15 protein-coding genes and 3 pseudogenes are annotated in these 17,714 nt (G+C 64.9%); 16 read left to right on the top strand and 2 right to left on the bottom strand.

The features are described from left to right. Window positions 1–47: 47 nt before the first annotated feature. Window positions 48–1,049, bottom strand: a complete 1,002-nt coding sequence (locus tag FOM02_RS01430) for an adenosine kinase (protein ID WP_027563937.1) — start codon at window positions 1,047–1,049, stop codon at window positions 48–50. 124 nt (window positions 1,050–1,173) lie between these two features. On the opposite strand from FOM02_RS01430, the pseudogene murJ reads away from it, so the two are divergent. From murJ to FOM02_RS01410, 4 genes and pseudogenes are all read left to right on the top strand, one after another. After that, window positions 1,174–2,707: pseudogene (murJ, locus tag FOM02_RS01425) on the top strand (murein biosynthesis integral membrane protein MurJ). 74 nt (window positions 2,708–2,781) lie between these two features. After that, window positions 2,782–3,834, top strand: coding sequence for a tryptophan--tRNA ligase (gene trpS / locus FOM02_RS01420; protein WP_027563935.1), 1,053 nt, complete (start codon window positions 2,782–2,784; stop codon window positions 3,832–3,834). Window positions 3,835–3,941: 107 nt separating this feature from the next. Next, entirely contained in the window at window positions 3,942–4,436 is a 495-nt protein-coding gene (locus FOM02_RS01415; RefSeq protein WP_027563934.1) for a universal stress protein, read from the top strand. 167 nt (window positions 4,437–4,603) lie between these two features. After that, window positions 4,604–5,173 carry a NifU family protein gene (locus FOM02_RS01410; protein ID WP_027563933.1) on the top strand — a complete coding sequence of 190 codons (570 nt, stop codon included), beginning with the start codon at window positions 4,604–4,606 and terminating at the stop codon, window positions 5,171–5,173. Window positions 5,174–5,306: 133 nt separating this feature from the next. Here the strand turns inward: FOM02_RS01410 and FOM02_RS01405 are convergent, their stop codons facing one another. Then, window positions 5,307–6,953, bottom strand: a complete 1,647-nt coding sequence (locus FOM02_RS01405; RefSeq protein ID WP_035730573.1) for a PAS domain-containing methyl-accepting chemotaxis protein — start codon at window positions 6,951–6,953, stop codon at window positions 5,307–5,309. Between the two features lie 375 nt (window positions 6,954–7,328). Here FOM02_RS01405 and FOM02_RS01400 point away from each other — a divergent pair. The 12 genes and pseudogenes from FOM02_RS01400 to trmB all read left to right on the top strand — a co-directional run. Then, window positions 7,329–7,595, top strand: a pseudogene (locus tag FOM02_RS01400) (tRNA (adenosine(37)-N6)-threonylcarbamoyltransferase complex dimerization subunit type 1 TsaB); the annotation flags it as partial. Then, window positions 7,555–7,971: pseudogene (gene rimI, locus FOM02_RS01395) on the top strand (ribosomal protein S18-alanine N-acetyltransferase); the annotation flags it as partial. The pseudogenes FOM02_RS01400 and rimI, both read left to right, overlap by 41 nt. Before the next feature lie 38 nt (window positions 7,972–8,009). Next, window positions 8,010–8,465: a Fur family transcriptional regulator gene (locus FOM02_RS01390; protein WP_027563929.1), complete on the top strand. Its 456-nt coding sequence runs from the start codon at window positions 8,010–8,012 to the stop codon at window positions 8,463–8,465. 9 nt (window positions 8,466–8,474) lie between these two features. Then, entirely contained in the window at window positions 8,475–9,155 is a 681-nt protein-coding gene (locus FOM02_RS01385; RefSeq protein ID WP_027563928.1) for an HAD family hydrolase, read from the top strand. Between the two features lie 191 nt (window positions 9,156–9,346). After that, entirely contained in the window at window positions 9,347–10,741 is a 1,395-nt protein-coding gene (miaB, locus tag FOM02_RS01380) for a tRNA (N6-isopentenyl adenosine(37)-C2)-methylthiotransferase MiaB (protein WP_027563927.1), read from the top strand. Between the two features lie 64 nt (window positions 10,742–10,805). After that, window positions 10,806–11,801, top strand: coding sequence for a PhoH family protein (locus FOM02_RS01375; RefSeq protein ID WP_265441411.1), 996 nt, complete (start codon window positions 10,806–10,808; stop codon window positions 11,799–11,801). Window positions 11,802–11,883: 82 nt separating this feature from the next. Beyond that, on the top strand, window positions 11,884–12,372 hold the full coding sequence (gene ybeY / locus FOM02_RS01370) for an rRNA maturation RNase YbeY (protein ID WP_416207757.1): 489 nt from the start codon (window positions 11,884–11,886) through the stop codon (window positions 12,370–12,372). Window position 12,373: 1 nt separating this feature from the next. Then, a complete protein-coding gene (locus FOM02_RS01365) occupies window positions 12,374–13,492 on the top strand; it encodes a hemolysin family protein (protein WP_027563924.1) in 1,119 nt (372 codons plus the stop codon). Continuing rightward, complete coding sequence (gene lnt / locus FOM02_RS01360) at window positions 13,489–15,102, top strand: apolipoprotein N-acyltransferase (RefSeq protein ID WP_027563923.1); 1,614 nt, start codon at window positions 13,489–13,491, stop codon at window positions 15,100–15,102. Before FOM02_RS01365 ends, lnt begins: the two co-directional genes overlap by 4 nt. A gap of 221 nt (window positions 15,103–15,323) precedes the next feature. After that, the gene (locus FOM02_RS01355; RefSeq protein ID WP_018319423.1) at window positions 15,324–15,737 is read left to right on the top strand and encodes a helix-turn-helix domain-containing protein; all 414 of its coding nucleotides are present in this window, start codon (window positions 15,324–15,326) and stop codon (window positions 15,735–15,737) included. A gap of 85 nt (window positions 15,738–15,822) precedes the next feature. Next, window positions 15,823–16,980, top strand: a complete 1,158-nt coding sequence (locus tag FOM02_RS01350; protein ID WP_027563922.1) for a M20 family metallopeptidase — start codon at window positions 15,823–15,825, stop codon at window positions 16,978–16,980. Then, window positions 16,977–17,687, top strand: coding sequence for a tRNA (guanosine(46)-N7)-methyltransferase TrmB (gene trmB, locus FOM02_RS01345; protein WP_027563921.1), 711 nt, complete (start codon window positions 16,977–16,979; stop codon window positions 17,685–17,687). The genes FOM02_RS01350 and trmB overlap by 4 nt, the downstream gene beginning before the upstream one ends. The last annotated feature ends 27 nt before the right edge of the window (window positions 17,688–17,714 follow it).

Genomic DNA, 17,714 nt, shown 5'->3' with positions numbered 1-17,714 from the left:
GCCCGGTCAAGCCGGGCGATGACAGCAGAGGTTGAGGCGCGACTTTCCTAAACCGTCAGCCCGCGCTGTTTCGCCAATTCCTTCAGCGACACTTGCGGGCGGGCGCCGATGTGCTGGATCACTTCGGCGGCGGCAAGCGCGCCGAGCTCGCCGCACTGCTTGTGGGACAGATCGCGCGCGAGGCCGTAGAGGAAGCCCGCCGCGAACAGATCGCCGGCGCCGGTGGTGTCGACCAACTGCTTGATCGGCGAAGCCGGAGCGGCGACCGCGTCCGTCGGCGTCACCACCACGCAGCCCTTCTCGCTGCGGGTGACGACGCCGAGCTTGACGTCGTTGCGCAGCTGCTTGAGCGCGGTGTCGAAATCCGAGGTCATGTAGAGCGAGTGCAGCTCGGACTCGTTGGCGAACACGATGTCGACGGTGCCGTTGCGCATCAGGCCAAGGAATTCGTCGCGATAGCGGTCGACGCAGAAGGAATCCGACAGCGTCAGCGCCACCTTGCGCTTGGCCTCGTGTGCGATGCCGGCCGCCTTGACGAAGGCGTCCTTGGCGTTCTTGGGGTCCCAGAGATAGCCCTCGAGATAGACGATGCCGGCAGACGCGATCTCGGCCGGATCGATGTCGGCGGGCGAGAGGTCCTGCGCGGCGCCGAGATAGGTGTTCATGGTGCGCTCGCCGTCGCCGGTCACCAGGATGTAGGAGCAGCCGGTGGCGGGACCGTCCTTGGCGGCGGGCGTGTTGAAGGCGACGCCGGCCGCGCGGATGTCGTGGACATAGAGCTTGCCGATCTGGTCGTCCTTGACCTTGCCGACATAGGCCGCGCGGGCCCCCAGGCTGCCGACGCCGACGATAGTGTTGGCGGCAGATCCGCCCGAGACTTCCGTCGCCGGACCCATGTCTGCGTAGATCGTGGCGGCACGCGCCTCGTCGATCAGGGACATGCTGCCCTTGGTCATCGCATGCTTGGCCAGAAAGGCCTCATCGGTCCGGACCAGCACGTCGAACAGCGCGTTGCCGATGCCGAGAACGTCATATTTCACGTCAGCCATTCACCTTGATCCTGTTTGGCGGATTGCGATTACCGGCAAAATCCGCTTCCTGTCGGCCTGAAATCCGGCTCGCGGCCTATCACGACCGGGCCTGCACGGGCAAGCAACGGTATTATAACAGCCGATGATCCGCTCCTTCCTGACCGTTTCGACGGGAACACTGGCCTCGCGGCTGCTGGGCTTTGCCCGCGATTCCCTGATCGCGGCGCTGCTCGGCACCGGGGCGGTGGCGGACGCGTTCCTGGCCGCGTTCCAGCTCGTCAACGTTGTGCGGCGCCTGCTCAGCGAGGGCGTGCTGAATGCGGCCCTGATCCCGGCCTGGCTGCGCGTCCGCGAGCGCGGCCGCCTTCGCAGGACGCGTGCTCGGCACGGTCAGCGTGGCGCTGATCGCGGTCTCGGTCGTCATCGCGCTGGTGATGCCGCTGATCATCACGGTCATCGCGCCGGGCTTTCTCGGCAGCGCGACGCTCGATCTCGCAGTCCAGAACGCGCGGCTGATGCTGCCCTATCTCGCCTTCGCCGGCCCCGTCACGGTGCTGATGGGGCTCTTGAATGCGCAGGGGCGGTTTGCGCTGACGGCGTTCTCGCCGCTGCTGTTCAACGTCGCGCTGATCGCCGCGATCGCGATACTGCTCATCTGGCATGCCGATGCACTTCTCGCCGCGTGGATGCTGGCGGCCACGGTCGGCATCGCCGGCCTGCTGCAATTGCTGATGTTGTTGTCACAGCGAAGTGCAAACCTCGCGACACCGCTGCGCGTCAGCTTCGACACGGAGATGCGCGGCTTTTTCGCCAAGGCGATCCCCGGCATGATCGCAAGCTCGGGCCCGCAATGGCTGATGGTGGCCGGCGCGATCATCGCGTCCGCGACGCCCTCCGCCGTATCCTGGCTCTATTTCGCCAACCGCCTGATCGAGCTGCCGCTCGGCATCGTCGGCGTCGCCATGGGCACCGTGCTGGTGCCGGAGCTGACGCGCGCGGTGGGGAGCGGCGACCGCGACGCGGTGGCGCATGCGGAATCGCGCGCGCTGGAGCTTGCCACGGGGCTGGCGCTGCCGGCGACGCTCGGCCTGATCGTGCTGGCCGAGCCGATCGTGCGGCTGCTGTTCGAGCATGGCGCCTTCGGCGCCGAGGACAGCGTCGCCACCGCGCATGCGCTGATGTGGCTGGCGCTGGGCCTGCCGGCCCACGTGCTGATCAAGGCGCTGTCGCCGGCCTTCTTCGCCCGCAGCGACACGATGACGCCGCTCATTGCCACGGCCAAAGGCTTTGTGGTGGCAATCGCCCTCGCCGTCCTGCTCGACCATTTCTTCGGCGCGAGCGGGATCGCCGCGAGCATCGCGGCCGGCGCCTGGAGCAGCGCGCTTTCGCTGCTCCGGAAAGGCGCCAGCGAATTCGGCTTCTCGGTCGATACAGCCGCGCGAAAGCGGCTGCCGCGGATCGTGCTCGCCGCTTCCGCCATGGGCGCCCTGCTCTGGCTGACCGCGGATCTCATCCCGGCCGAAGCGCACGGCCTGATCCGCTTCATCGTGCTGGGCGCGCAGATCGGCGCCGGGATCGCCGTCTACGGCCTGCTGCTGCAAATCCTCGGCGCGGCCTCCTGGCGCGAGGCGGCCAGTGCCTTGAAGCGGCCCGCCCCGCAGGACCAGCGCGCTTGAGGGGCGCGAATTACCCTTGACGGGGCAGCGCCGCTGTTGGAAACGACGGCCGAATACCTATGGGAAGGCTTACCATGCCATTCGTTGAACGGGTCTTTTCGGGCGTCCAGCCGACCGGCAATCTGCATCTCGGCAATTACCTCGGCGCGATCGTCAACTTCGTGAAGATGCAGGAAACCCACAACTGCATCTATTGCGTCGTCGACATGCACGCGATCACGCAAGGCGTGGACGTCTGGGGCGGCCCGGCCGAGCTCGCGCGCAACACCCGCGAAGTCACCGCGGCCTTCATCGCCAGCGGCATCGATCCGAAGAAGCACATCGTGTTCAACCAGAGCCAGGTCTCCGGACACGCCGAGCTCGCCTGGATCTTCAACTGCGTCGCGCGCATGGGCTGGCTCGGCCGCATGACCCAGTTCAAGGAGAAGGCCGGCAAGGACCGCGAGAACGCCTCGGTCGGTCTGTTCGACTATCCCGTGCTGATGGCCGCCGACATCCTGCTCTACCGCGCCACCCACGTTCCGGTCGGCGAGGACCAGAAGCAGCATCTCGAGCTCTCGCGCGACATCGCGCAGAAGTTCAACAACGATTTCGGCGATTCCATCCGCGCGCAGGGCACCAATGACGGCCTGTTCTTCCCGTTGCCGGAACCCTTGATCACGGGCCCGGCGACGCGCGTGATGAGCTTGCGCGACGGCACCAAGAAGATGTCGAAGTCGGATGCATCCGACAATTCGCGCATCAATCTGACCGACGATGCCGACACCATCGCGCAGAAGATCCGCAAGGCCAAGACCGATCCGGAGCCGCTGCCGACCGAGGAGAAGGGCCTGGAAGCACGCCCCGAGGCGGACAATCTGGTCGGCATCTTCGCGGCGCTCTCCGGCCGCCCCAAGGCCGACGTGCTCAGGGATTTCGGCGGCGGCCAGTTCTCCAGCTTCAAGAATGCGCTGGCGGAGCTCTGTGTGACCAAGCTCGCGCCGATCGCCGGCGAGATGAAGCGCCTCGTCGCCGACCCCGGCCATATCGACACCATCCTGAACGATGGTTCCGACCGCGCCCGCGCTATCGCCGAAGAGACCATGAACCTCTCGAAGGACATCGTCGGCTTCATCCGCCGGCGCTGATGATGGCTTAGCGAAACCCGGCCTGCGCCACCGCGCCGGCCGCTTCTCCCCTCCCCAATTTTGCGGGAGTGTGGCAGCATGCCGTCCCTGCACATTCCGGGACATGCATGACCACCAAGCGACTTTGCTTCGAGCCGGGTCACAAGCCCAAATGCCTCGTCATCGTCGACGACACCGCCGAATGGGATCGGGCGGTCTACTATGCCAGCCGCTGGGCGATCCGCGCCGACGGCGGCGTGGTGATGCTGCGCATCATCGAGCCCGAGCAGCAGAGCCAGGAATGGCTTGGGGTGGCCGAGATCATGCGCGCCGAGGCGCATGAGGCGGCGGAAGCCGCGCTCGACCGTGCCGCAGGCAGAGCCAACGGCATCGCCGCGATCACGCCGGAGCGGGTGATCCGCGAAGGCGCGGCGATGGAACAGCTGCTCGCGGTGATCGACGAGGATCCCGACATCGCCATGCTGGTGCTCGCCGCCAATCCCGGCGCCGAAGGCCCCGGGCCGCTGGTCGCGCTGCTCGCGCATGAGCTCGGCACGTTCCCGGTGCCGGTGACGATCATCTCGGGCGCGCTGAGCGACCAGAGCGTGGATTCGCTGTCGTAGCGGCGCTGCCTCTTACCCTCCCCTGGAGGGGGAGGGTAGGAAGGCACCTAACCCGCTGATATAACAGCAAAACGCCCTTCCCGCCCCTTGATCGTGCGTTCGCCGTCGCCATCTGCTACTGGATGGAGCACGCGCCGGCCTTGAACCGGCGACGTCTGGAGAAAGCCATGTTCATTCAAACCGAAGCCACCCCCAATCCCGCCACGCTGAAATTCATTCCCGGCCGCGTCGTCGTCGACGGCAGCCCAATGGAATTTTCGAGCCGCGAATCGGCCGCGCGCTCGCCGCTGGCCGAAAAGCTGTTCGACGTGCCCGGCGTCACCGGCGTGTTCTACGGATCGGATTTCATCACCGTGACCAAGGCGAGCGGTGAGTGGCAGCAGCTCAAGCCCGCGATCCTCGGTGCCATCATGGAGCACTACATGTCCGGCGCGCCGCTGCTCGCCGACGGCACCGTGACCAGCGATGCCGATCTCGACGACGAGGACGAGTTCTTCGACGAGGCCGATGCCGAGACGGTCGACATGATCAAGGATCTGATCGAGACCCGCGTGCGACCGGCGGTCGCCAATGACGGCGGCGACATCACCTTCCGCGGCTTCAAGGACGGCATCGTCTATCTCAACATGAAGGGCGCCTGCTCCGGCTGCCCGTCATCGACCGCGACGCTTCAGCACGGCATTCAGAATTTGCTCAAGCACTTCGTGCCCGACGTGGTCGAAGTCCGACCGATGTGAGCTCCGCATCCTGGGTGCCGTAGGGTGGGCAAAGCGAAGCGTGCCCACCTTCTCTGCCATAAGATAAAGGTGGTGGGCACGGCGCAAGAGCGCCTTTGCCCACCCTACGGGATCTCTTCGTAAGAGACCTCGCTTACGCCGCCTGGCCGATGCTTGCGGCCTCTTCCGCCGCCCTGCGCATGTTTGCCGACATCTCGCTGGTGACCGTGCTCTGCTCCTCGACGGCCGCGGCCGTTGACGACACGTACTCGCTGACGCCCTGGATCGCGCTCTTGATGGATTCCAGCGCGCCGACCACGTCGACCGAGATGCCATTGAGATTGCCGATCTCCTGCTCGATCCGGTCGGCGGCCTGCTTGGCCTGATTGGCGAGGTTCTTCACTTCCGATGCGACCACCGCAAAGCCGCGACCGGCCTCGCCGGCGCGGGCGGATTCGATGGTGGCATTCAGCGCCAGCAGATTGATCTGGCCGGTGATGTTGCCGATGAGCTGCACGATCGTGCTCATCGATTCCGCCGCCTGCGTCAGCCGATGCGCCTGCTGGTCCGCTGCCTCGACCCGATCGACAGCGGTCGATGCGGTCTCGCGCGAGCGCGTCATCGCTTCGGCGATCTCGCGCACCGATGCGTTGAGCTCCTCGGCACCGGCGGCGACCGATTCCATCATGTCGCGCACCTTCTCGCTGCGCTTGCGCGCGATCACCTGCGCGGTGGTGTCGGAGGCGTATTTCACAACCTTGAACGGATTGCCGTTGAGGTCGCGGATCGGATTGTAGGACGCCTGGATGAAGACCTGGCGACCGCCCTTGCCGACGCGCTGATATTCGCCGGACTGGAATTCGCCGGCGTTCAGCCTGGCCCAGAAGCCGCGATAGGCTTCGCTGTCGCGCTCGTCGGCGTCGACGAACATGCTGTGATGCTTGCCTGATATCTCGGACAGCGTATAGCCGAGCGCACTGAGGAAGTTCGCATTGGCGGTCAGAATCTTGCCGTCCATGCTGAACTCGATCACCGCCTGCGACTTGCCGATCGCCTCGATCTGGCCGGCGAAATTCGCGTTCGACAGCTTCTGCGCGCTGACGTCGGTGGCGAATTTCACCACCTTGAACGGCTTGCCGGCGTCATCGAGGATCGGATTGTAGGAGGCGAGGATCCAGACCTCCTTCCCACCCTTGCCAAAGCGTTTGTACTCGCCGGACTGGAATTCGCCGCGGCCGAGCTTCGCCCAGAACTCGCGATAGGCTGCGCTGTCGCACTCGCCGGCGCCGACGAACATGCTGTGGTGACGGCCCTGGATCTCGTCGAGCCGGTAGCCGACCGTCGCCAGAAAGTTCTCGTTGGCGGTGATGATGGTGCCGTCGAGATTGAATTCGATCACCGCCTGCGCGCGGCCGATCGCGGAGATCTTGCCGGCATCTTCCAGGCTGCGGATCTTGCGCGCGGTGATGTCGGTCGCGAACTTGACGACCTTCACCGGCTTGCCGGCCTCGTCGATGATCGGATTGTAGGACGCCTGGATCCAGATCTCACGGCCGCCCTTGCCGAGCCGCTTGTACTCTGCGGACTGATATTCGCCGCGGGCGAGCCGTGCCCAGAATTCGCGATAGGCCGCGCTGCCCCGCTCCTCCGGCGTCACGAATATGGAGTGGTGCTTGCCTGCGATCTCGTCGAGCCGGTAGCCCATCGCGTGCAGGAAATTCTGGTTCGCGGTGATGATGGTGCCGTCGAGGTTGAATTCGATGACTGCCTGCGATCTCGAAAGTGCGGTGACCTGGGCCATAGCCTCGCGCGCTGAAGAGCCGCTTCGCCAAAAAGACATTAATAAAATCCTTCCAATTGCCCGGAACGCGCGTGGCTCGATCTGCCAAAAATGCATCGCCCGAGTCGCCGTTGACTCGCTTTTCCGCAACCGAAGGGTCTCACTTGATTGCTAACGCACTATTAATTTGAAACAATTTCAAGCACTTACACATCTTTTAGGTTGTAAATAATGCGATTGCATCAAATCAGGAGAGCCGATCAGGGCTGAGAATTGCATGCTTTTCCCGAAGACGTAGAATTACGGGAGAGGTCGACTTGTCGCGCCGCTGGCCGGTTGTGCAATCCTCAAACTTGGTTCTGGTTCTGTCGGTACAGGACCGACTAGATTGCAGCCATGCTGATCCTTGCCATCGATACCGCGCTGGAGGCGTGCGCGGCTGCCGTTCTCGACACCGACGCCGGCGAGCTGCTCGCGCAAGAATCCCTGCTCATGAAGCGCGGTCATGCCGAGGCGCTGATGCCGCTGATCGCGCGCGTGATGCGGTCGGCAAACCTTGCGTTCACCGCCTATCTGATCGTGCTCTTGATCGACGAGCGTCCGGAAGAAGTCACGGACATGCAGCGCGCGGCTCGCGCAGCTGCACGGCGCGTCGTTTGCGCGCGGCTGGGGCGAAGGCGAATTCGAAAGCATGATGATCGAGCGCAACACGCTGGTGCATCGCTTGCGCCTCGGCCGCAACACGATCGGCTTTGCGGTGTCGCGGATCGGCGCCGACGAGGCGGAAATCCTCTCGATTGCAGTCGACCGGGCCCATCGCGGCCGCGGTCTTTCGCGGACACTGCTGATGACCCATCTCGGCCACCTCGCCGGGCGCGGGGTGCGCACAATATTTCTCGAAGTCGAGGAAAATAACCAGCCGGCGCGGCGGCTCTACGATGGGGCCGGATTCATGGTGGTGGGCCGCCGCGTACGCTACTATAAGCAGCCGAACGGGGAACAATTGAACGCCCTTCTGATGCGACGTGACTTGTCGTAACATCGATGGCAGAAAGCGCCCCGCCAGGCAGACACATCATGACCGCACTGAAACCTTCTTCCGCATCCAAGGCGTCCGGCATCGAGGCGCGCTGTGCCGCCACCGGCATGCGCATGACCGAGCAGCGCCGTGTCATCGCCCGCGTGCTGGCCGAGGCGGTCGATCATCCCGATGTCGAGGAATTGTACCGGCGCTGTGTCGCCGTCGACGACAAGATCTCGATCTCGACGGTGTATCGCACCGTGAAACTGTTCGAGGATGCCGGCATCATCGAGCGCCATGATTTCCGCGAGGGCCGCGCGCGCTACGAGACGATGCGCGACAGCCATCACGACCACCTCATCAATCTGCGCGACGGCAAGGTGATCGAGTTCACCTCCGAAGAGATCGAGAAGCTGCAGGCGGAGATCGCCCGCAAGCTCGGCTATCGCCTGGTCGATCACCGGCTCGAGCTCTATTGCGTCCCGCTCGACGACGACAAGCCCACGTCTTAAGTAAGTCTAGTGTCCATCGATCTCATCATCTTCGATTGCGACGGCGTGCTCGTGGACAGCGAGGCGATCTCCTGTCGCGCGCATGCCGATGTGCTCACCCGCCACGGCTATCCGATCACGTCGGCACAGGTGTCCGAACGCTTCCTCGGCCGCTCGACAAAACAGGCCAATCTCGAGATCGAAGCCGAGCTCGGCCGTAAATTGCCCGACGCCTATCACGGCGATCTGCAGGACGAGCTGTTTCGCGCCTTCGAAGCCGACCTCGAAGCGATCCGCGGCATCCACGACGTGCTCGACGTCCTGACGCAACGTGTCTGCGTTGCCTCGAGCGGTTCGCATCCGCGCATGCAAGTGAGCCTAGGGAGCACGGGGCTCTATGAACGCCTCGCGCCGAACATCTTCTCGTCCTCGCAAGTGACGAATGGCAAACCCGCACCGGACCTGTTCCTGTTCGCGGCCAAGGAAATGGGCGTGCCGCCGGAACGCTGCGTCGTCATCGAGGACAGTCTGGCCGGCATTACCGGCGCACGGGCGGCCGGGATGAAAGTATTCGGCTTTTACGGTGGCAGTCATTGCGGCGCCGGCCATGCCGAAACCCTGCGCCAGGCCGGGGCCGACCTGACCTTTGCCGACATGCACCAGCTGCCGGAGCTGGTCCGGCGGGTCGAGGCCGACGCCCTGACAGGCTGATTTCGCGCCTCCCGGTCATTCCGGGGCACGCGCGGCGCGCGTGAAGTGCGGAATCCAGAGGTTTTGGCGCGAGATTCCGGGTTCGCGCTGGCGCGCGCCCCGCAATGACGGCCGAAATGGCCTCCTTCGCTGGATTTTCGGCCCTCCAGCCTATATCTGAGGGCCGTCCTCCACCTCAATTTTCGGGTTCCATGACGCCGCCGCGCAAGCTGCACATCAAATCATATGGCTGCCAGATGAATGTCTACGATGCCCAGCGCATGGTGGACACGCTGGCTCCGGAAGGATTCGTGGAGACGGCGAGCGCCGAGGACGCCGATCTCGTCATCCTCAACACCTGCCATATCCGCGAGAAGGCTTCCGAAAAGGTCTATTCCGAGCTCGGGCGCTTACGCGTCGCCAAGGACGAGGCCGCGCGCTCTGGCCGCGCGATGCAGATCGCGGTCGCCGGCTGCGTGGCGCAGGCCGAGGGCGAGGAGATCGTGCGCCGTGCGCCTGTCGTCGACGTCGTGGTCGGGCCGCAGAGCTATCATCACCTGCCGGATCTCTTGAAGCGCGCCGGCAATGAAGGCCGCGCGATCGAGACCGAGTTTCCGGCCGCGGACAAGTTCGGCTTCCTGGCCCAGCCCAAGCCCGACGCGATCCGCGCGCGCGGCATCGCCGCCTTCGTCACGGTGCAGGAAGGCTGCGACAAGTTTTGTACGTTCTGCGTCGTGCCGTACACGCGAGGCTCAGAAGTTTCGCGACCGGTCGCGAAGATCGTCGACGACGTGAAGCGGCTCGCCGACAACGGCGTGCGCGAGCTCACGCTGATCGGCCAGAACGTCAACGCCTATCATGGCGAGGGCCCTGACGGGAAAACCTGGCCGCTCGGCCGCCTGCTCGAGCATCTCGCGACGATTCCCGGCATCGCACGGCTGCGCTATTCGACCAGCCATCCCCGCGACGTCGATGACAGTTTGATTGCGGCCCATCGCGATCTCGATGCCTTGATGCCGTTCGTGCACCTGCCGGTACAATCGGGCTCCGACCGGATTCTCGCTGCCATGAACCGGAAACATACCGCCGATGATTATCGGCGTGTCGTCGACCGTTTCCGTACCGCACGCCAAGACATTGCTTTTTCATCAGATTTTATCGTCGGCTTCCCCGGCGAAAGCGAGCAAGATTTTCTCGCCACTCTCGCGCTTGTCACGCAAATCGGCTACGCTGCAGCATATTCGTTCAAATACTCCGCCCGGCCGGGAACGCCGGCCGCGGATATGCAGGAGACGGTGTCCCCCGCCGAGATGGACCAGCGATTGGAGCGGCTCCAGGAACTGATCGACAGCCAGCAAGCGGCCTTCAACAAGGCTGCGATTGGCTCAACGGTCGACGTGCTGTTCGAACGTCCGGCGCGCAAGGACGGCCAGATCGTCGGCCGCACCGCCTTCCTCCAGCCCGCGCATGTGATGGCCTCGCCCGACATCATCGGACAGATCCTGCCGGTCAGGATCGACAGCCTCGAGCGCTACAGTTTCCTCGGCGAGCTCGCCACACCGCGCAGCGCGCGCGAGCCCGCTTTATCGCAAGCCACTGGAGCCTGAACCCTTGCCCAAAAGCGCATCGGATTCGTCTTCTATCGCTCCCAGCCGCAAATTTGACCGCGACATGCAAGTTCCGCCCGAGACCCAGGTCGTCATCGACTTCGACGACAACCGCGCCGCATCCGCGCTGGTGGGCCCTTATGGCCAGCACCTCGCGCAGATCGAGCGGCGGCTCGGTGTCGTCGTCGACTCCAAGGGCAACCATATCACCATCGGCGGCACGCGCGACGGCTGCGATGCCGCGCGCCGCGTGCTGGAGACGCTCTACGCGCAAGCCGTGAAGGGACAGGACCTCGACCAGGGCGAGGTCGAGGGCGCGATCCGCGCCGTGATCGCGCAGGGGTCGCTGTTCGAATTCGACGCCAAATCGGCCAAGGCGACCTTCGACAGCATCAACTTGCGCAAGCGTCCGGTGCGCGCGCGCACCCCTGCACAGGATTCCTACATCCGCGCGCTGAAGCGGCACGAGCTGGTGTTCGGCATCGGCCCCGCCGGCACCGGCAAGACCTGGCTCGCGGTGGCGCATGCCGCGCAGCTGTTCGAGCGCAAGGAAGTCGACAAGATCATCCTGTCGCGTCCGGCGGTGGAAGCCGGCGAGCGGCTCGGCTTCCTGCCCGGCGATCTCCGCGAGAAGGTCGATCCTTATCTGCGCCCGATCTACGACGCGCTTTATGACCTCATGGATGCGCGCATCGTCGAACGCGCGCTGCAGACCGGCGAGATCGAGATCGCGCCGCTCGCCTTCATGCGCGGCCGCACGCTGACCAATGCCGCCATCATCCTGGACGAGGCGCAGAACACCACGTCGATGCAGATGAAGATGTTCCTCACTCGTTTGGGCGAGAACAGCCGCATGATCGTGACCGGCGATCCCTCGCAGATCGACCTGCCGAACGGCCAGACCTCGGGTCTCGCGGAAGCGACCAAGCTCTTGAGCGGCGTCGAAGGCATCGCACAAGTTCATTTCAAGGCCGAGGACGTGATCCGCCACGAGCTCGTGGCGCGGATCGTCGCCGCTTACGAAGGCTCGCCGCAGCGGCCGGCACCCGATAGATCCTGACGGGACAACAGCCGGACCAAGCGGGCGCGGACACAGCGCCTCATCGTTCCGAACAAACACAATGTCACATCCGAACCTTCCCATGACCGAGGTCCTCGTCGTTGCCGATTGCTGGCAGCGCGAGCCCGATTCCGAAGCCGTGATCCAGCGCGCCGTTGCCGCCGCCGCCGAGAGCGTCGATGAAGACGTCGCCGACGCGGAAGTGGCTGTGATGCTGACCGATGACGCCGGCATCCGCACCCTCAACAGCAACTGGCGCGGCATCGACAAGCCGACCAACGTGCTGTCGTTCCCCGCGCTCCAGCCTGAGGGCGAGTGGAAGGAAGGCGATGCACCCCGCATGCTCGGCGACATCGCGATCGCCTACGAGACCATGCGGCGCGAGGCGGACGAGGAACACAAGCCGTTCGACCATCATTTGAGCCATCTCGCCGTGCACGGTTTCCTGCATTTGATCGGCTACGACCACGAGAACGACGACGACGCCGAGGAAATGGAAGCGCTGGAGACGCAGATCCTCGCTCACCTCGGCATCCCCGATCCCTATGCCGAGCGCCCGGGGACGCACTGAGATGCCGGATTCAGAGCCTATTCACGACAATCCGCGCAACACGGCCAATCTGCCGGCCGTGGTGACGCCCGGCGAAGTTCTGCGCCCGACCGCGGAAGGCTGGTTGCTGCGCGCCATCCGCACGCTGTTCGGCTGGAAGGCCGGATCGGTGCGCGACGACCTCCAGGTCGTGCTCGACGCGACTACGCCCGACGACACCGGCTTCTCCGCGGTCGAGCGCACCATGCTGCGCAACATCCTCGGCCTGCACGAGCGCCGCATCGCCGACGTCATGGTGCATCGCGCCGACATCATCGCGGTGAAGCGCGACATCCCGCTCGGCGAGCTGATGGACCGCTTTGAGAGTGCCGGGCATTCGCGCCTTGTCGTCTACAACGAGACGCTCGACGATCCCGTCGGCATCGTCCACATCCGCGACCTGCTCGCATTCATGACCGTGCGTGCGCGCGTGTCGGAAGCCGCCAAGACCAAGCGCAAGAAGCCGCTGCCGGCCGGGCTCGACCTGCGGACGGTCGATCTCGCATTGCCGCTCGAGGATGCGCGCATCATCCGCAAGCTGCTCTACGTGCCGCCGTCGATGCGGGCGATCGATTTGCTCGCGCAGATGCAGGCGACGCGCATCCATCTGGCGCTGGTCGTCGACGAATATGGCGGCAGCGATGGCCTCGTTTCGCTGGAAGACATCGTCGAGCAGATCGTCGGCGAGATCGACGACGAGCACGACAGCGACGAGCCGCCGTCGATTGTGCGCCTGCCTGACAACGCTTTCATCGCCGACGCCCGCGCCAGCCTCGACGACGTCCGCACCGTGATCGGCGAGGACTTCGTCACCGGCGAGGCCGGCGAAGAGGTGGAGACGCTCGGCGGCTATCTCGTCAGCTTCGTCGGGCGCCTGCCGGTGCGCGGCGAGGTGATCTCGGGCCCCGGCAATTACGAGGTCGAGGTGCTCGATGCCGATCCGCGCCGCGTCAAGCGGCTGCGCATCTCGACACGCAAGGAACGCCCCGCCCCGCGCACCCAGCGCGAGAGCCGCCGCCGCGAGGCTGCGCCGGATAGCAGTCAGCCGCCGGCCGGCGACACGCCCACCCCGCCGCCGAGCGAGGGGACCGGCCAGCAGTGAGCGCGCTCCAGCGACTTCGGCAGATCGCGCTTGCCATCATCCTCACCTGGGGCTGGAAGCGTGCGCTCATCGCGATGGCGGCCGGCGCATTGTCGGTGCTGGCATTGGCGCCGTTCAATCTCTTCCCGGTACTGTTCATTACTTTTCCGGTGCTGGTCTGGCTGATCGACGGCGCCGGCGCGGGACGCTATCGCGGCGTGCCCGCTGCGGCGCTGACCGGCTACTGGTTCGGGCTCGGCTATTTCGTTCCCGGCCTCTACTGGATCGGCTACGCCTTCTTCGTCGACGCCGATGTGTTCGCCTGGCTGACGCCGTTCGCGGTGCTGGGCCTGCCGGCCTATCTGTCCATCTTCACGGCGATCGGCTTTGCGCTCGCGCGCCTGCTCTGGTCCAAGAACGCCACGCGCGTGCTTGCTCTCGCGGCTAGCCTCACCATCAGCGAATGGCTGCGCGGTCACGCGCTGACCGGCTTTCCCTGGAACGCGTTCGGCTACGCGCTGTCCGAGCCGCTGCCGCTGGCGCAGACGGCGTCGCTAATCGGGCTGTGGGGCATGACGTTCCTGACGGTTGCGATCTTTGCGAGCCCTGCGACGCTGATCGACCGCACGCCCGATCGCCGCCTGCAATGGCGCGTGCCGGCGGCTGCGATCGCGCTCCTGATCGTCATGGCCATCTTCGGCGCAGTCCGGCTGTCGCTGCATCCGACCACGATGGTCGCGGGCACCAAGCTGCGGCTGATGCAGCCCGACCTGCAGCAGGACGCGAAATTCAACTACGCCGCCAAGGCGGAGGTGATGAAGAAATACCTCGCGCTGTCGGACCGCGCCTCCGGGCCGCAATCGACCGGCGTGCGCGATGCCACCATCCTGATCTGGCCGGAATCCGCCTTTCCGTTCTTCCTGACCCGCGAAGCGGACGCGATGGCGCAGATCGCCGAGCTGCTGCCGAAGGGCACGACGCTGATCACGGGTTCGGTGCGCGCGCCCGATTTGCCGCGCGGCGTGCCGATCACACGCGCCTACAATTCGATCTATGTGATCGATCACGACGGCAGCGTGCTCTCGGTCTACGACAAACTGCACCTCGTGCCGTTCGGCGAATTCCTGCCCTATCAGAATTTGATGGAGAAGCTCGGCTTCGAGCAACTCACGCGCGTGCGCGGCGGCTTCATTCCCGGAACCGTGCGACATGCCCTTTCGGTACCGGGCGCGCCGAGCGCGCTGCCTCTGATCTGCTACGAGGCCATCTTTCCCGGTGAAGTTGCCGGACGCAACGAGCGTCCAGGCTGGATCGTGAATCTCACCAATGACGGCTGGTTCGGCATCTCGACCGGCCCTTATCAGCATCTCGAGCAAGCGCGCATGCGCGCGATCGAGCTCGGATTGCCGCTGGTGCGCTCCGCCAATACCGGCGTCTCCGCGGTGATCGATCCGGTCGGACGAACGATTGCCAGCCTCGGTCTCGGCATCGAAGGCATTTTGGATGCAAGCCTGCCCGCCGCGATCCCGCCGACCGTTTATGCGCGCGTCGGCGATGCGCCGGCAGCGATGCTCGTCGCGCTGGCGGTATTTCTGGCGCTCCGCCGCCGTGTTGCGAAGCGGCACCCCTGATCGCACCGTTGCCGCCGGCCGGGCCGGAATCCTTTGACAACCGTAGTCCCACGGTTGACAGACTGCACGCGGGTTCCCCATTCTGCACGGGCTGCGAAAGACAGCTGTGCATTGCTAAATTTCTCCGCAATGTGACCCAATAACAGGGTTTGATTTTGACGATGCTGGCACCTGAGGCAACTTGCTGATTGCGCTGAGGGTGGTGTTTGGAGGCTGAGGAAATGTCGAAAGCGCCCAACCCTGTTGACAAATATGTCGGCAGTCGCGTGCGTATGCGCCGCATCATGTTGGGCATGAGCCAGGAAAAGCTCGGTGAAGCTTTGGGCCTGACTTTCCAGCAGATTCAGAAGTACGAGAAGGGCACCAACCGCGTCGGCGCGAGCCGCATCCAGCAGATCGCCGAGATTCTCCAGGTGCCGGTATCGTTCCTGTTCGAGGGCGGACCGAGCGGCGTGCCGGGGCCGGATGGCTTCAGCGAAGGCGCCTCGCCCTCTTACGTCTCCGACTTCCTCGCGACCTCCGAAGGTCTCGCGCTGACCAAGGCGTTCACCCGAATCACTGATTCGAAGATGCGTCGCTCGATCGTCGATCTCGTCGAGCAGATCGCCGCGCGCGAAGGCCCCGACAAGCGCTGAGGCGCCGCCTCGATCCGATTTGAGACTGCGCGAAATCTGGCCTATGTCGTCATTTGCGGCCGCGTTTTGTTGCGCGCCCTTTCCGATGATGCAGTTCGAAGGCACAGATGCGTTCATGACCAGCGCCAATTGGTTCGATACCCAAACTATTCTCGATGGCATCCGCCGCTGGGTGGAGATCGAGACACCGACGGACACACCCGAACAGGTCAACAGACTGATGTCGCTGGTCGCGGAGCAACATCGCGATCTGCCTGTCACGCTCGAACGCGTCGCCGGCATCGATGGCTGCGGCGATCATCTCATCGCGCGTTCGACGTGGGGACAGGACCAGCCGGGCATCCTGGTCCTCAGTCATCTCGACACCGTTCACCCCATGGGCTTCATCGAGCGCCTGCCGTTCAAGGTCGAAGGCGACAGCGCGTTCGGTCCCGGCATCTACGACATGAAGGGCGGCGCCTACATCGCCCATCACGCCCTTCGCGCGCTTTGCGCCGATGGCAATCGCTCGCCGCTCGGCATCACCCATGTCTTCACCTCCGACGAGGAGATCGGCAGCCCCACATCGCGTGCGCTGATTGAGAAGGAGGGACGCAAGGCGAAATACGTGCTGGTGACCGAGCCAGCGCGCGAGGGCGGCAAGATCGTCACCGGGCGCAAAGGCGTCGGACGCTTCCGCGTGTTTATCAAGGGCGTGCCTGCGCACGCCGGCACGCGGCCCCAGGACGGCCGCAGCGCCGTCCGCGAGCTCGCCAACGTGATCCTGGCGCTCGAAGGCATGAACGATCTGAATCGCGGCGTCACCGTGAATGTCGGCGTGGCGCGCGGCGGCACTCGCCCCAACGTCACGCCGGAGGAGGCCTATGCCGAGGTCGATCTGCGCGTGCCGAGCTTTGCCGATGCAGAAGAATTCGTCGGCAAGATTCTCGGACTGACCTCGAAGACTGAAGGCGTCACCGTCACGGTCACAGGCGAACTCAATCGTCCGCCTTACGAGAAGAGCAATGCCGGCGCCTCGCTGTACGAGCATGCCAAGACGCTCGCCACCGAAATCGGCTTCGAGCTGATCGACACCCACACCGGCGGCGGCTCGGACGGCAATTTCACTGCCGCGCACACCGCAACGCTCGACGGCCTCGGCGTCGACGGCAAGGGCGCGCATACTCATTATGAGCAGCTCTACGTCTCCTCGCTCGCGCCGCGCGCGCGGCTGCTGCATCGCCTGTATCAGACGCTGCGATGATCGAGCGCAAATCAGATCCCGATCGCGACGACAGCGAGCGCGCCTTCTTCGGGCGCCGCAAGGGCCACAAGATGCGGCAGCACCAGGCCGAGCTGATCGATCAGCTGCTGCCGCATCTCGCGCTCGACATTGAGAGTGAGGCGCCGGCGAATGCCGCGGAGATCTTCGATCCCGCAGCAGACGATGTGCGGCTCGAGATCGGCTTCGGCGGCGGCGAGCATCTTGCGGCGGAAGCGCAGCAGTTCACGACGACCGGCTTCATCGGCTGCGAGCCCTATGTCAACGGCATGGCAAAAATCCTCGCGCAGATCGAGGCTGCCAATATTTCCAACATCCGCCTGTTCGCCGGCGATGCCGCCGAGCTCGTGGCGTGGCTGCCGCCGGCGTCGCTGTCGCGGATCGACCTGATCCACCCCGATCCCTGGCCGAAGCGGCGGCACTGGAAGCGGCGCTTCGTCCAGGACAGGACGATCGCCGCGATGGCGCGCGTGCTGAAGAGCGGCGGCGAATTCCGCTTCGTCTGCGACATCGACGATTATTGCGCCTGGACGCTGTCGCATCTGGCGCGCTCTTCCGATTTCGTCTGGCTTGCCGAACGCGCCGACGATTTCCGCCAGCCATGGGCCGGCTACACCATGACGCGCTACGGCCGGAAGGCCGCGCGTGAGGGCCGCAAGGCGGCGTACTTGCGGTTCAGGCGGAAATGATTGTCTTCCGGGGCGATGCGCAGCATC

Source organism: Bradyrhizobium sp. SEMIA (genome assembly GCF_014844175.1).
GTDB lineage: Bacteria > Pseudomonadota > Alphaproteobacteria > Rhizobiales > Xanthobacteraceae > Bradyrhizobium > Bradyrhizobium arachidis.
The sequence above is the reverse complement of the archived record's forward strand: the minus strand, read 5'-3'. Positions and strand labels throughout refer to the sequence as shown.

Bases quoted from the DNA above. Each gene is read 5' to 3' on its own strand.
- miaB (WP_027563927.1), top strand. From the start codon at position 9,347: ATGACGCCGCCGCGCAAGCTGCACATCAAATCATATGGCTGCCAGATG.
- FOM02_RS01350 (WP_027563922.1), top strand. From the start codon at position 15,823: ATGATGCAGTTCGAAGGCACAGATGCGTTCATGACCAGCGCCAATTGG.
- FOM02_RS01390 (WP_027563929.1), top strand. From the start codon at position 8,010: ATGACCGCACTGAAACCTTCTTCCGCATCCAAGGCGTCCGGCATCGAG.
- FOM02_RS01365 (WP_027563924.1), top strand. From the start codon at position 12,374: ATGCCGGATTCAGAGCCTATTCACGACAATCCGCGCAACACGGCCAAT.
- FOM02_RS01405 (WP_035730573.1), bottom strand. From the start codon at position 6,953: ATGGCCCAGGTCACCGCACTTTCGAGATCGCAGGCAGTCATCGAATTC.
- ybeY (WP_416207757.1), top strand. From the start codon at position 11,884: ATGACCGAGGTCCTCGTCGTTGCCGATTGCTGGCAGCGCGAGCCCGAT.
- trpS (WP_027563935.1), top strand. From the start codon at position 2,782: ATGCCATTCGTTGAACGGGTCTTTTCGGGCGTCCAGCCGACCGGCAAT.
- FOM02_RS01355 (WP_018319423.1), top strand. From the start codon at position 15,324: ATGTCGAAAGCGCCCAACCCTGTTGACAAATATGTCGGCAGTCGCGTG.
- FOM02_RS01415 (WP_027563934.1), top strand. From the start codon at position 3,942: ATGACCACCAAGCGACTTTGCTTCGAGCCGGGTCACAAGCCCAAATGC.
- FOM02_RS01410 (WP_027563933.1), top strand. From the start codon at position 4,604: ATGTTCATTCAAACCGAAGCCACCCCCAATCCCGCCACGCTGAAATTC.
- trmB (WP_027563921.1), top strand. From the start codon at position 16,977: ATGATCGAGCGCAAATCAGATCCCGATCGCGACGACAGCGAGCGCGCC.
- FOM02_RS01375 (WP_265441411.1), top strand. From the start codon at position 10,806: ATGCAAGTTCCGCCCGAGACCCAGGTCGTCATCGACTTCGACGACAAC.
- FOM02_RS01430 (WP_027563937.1), bottom strand. From the start codon at position 1,049: ATGGCTGACGTGAAATATGACGTTCTCGGCATCGGCAACGCGCTGTTC.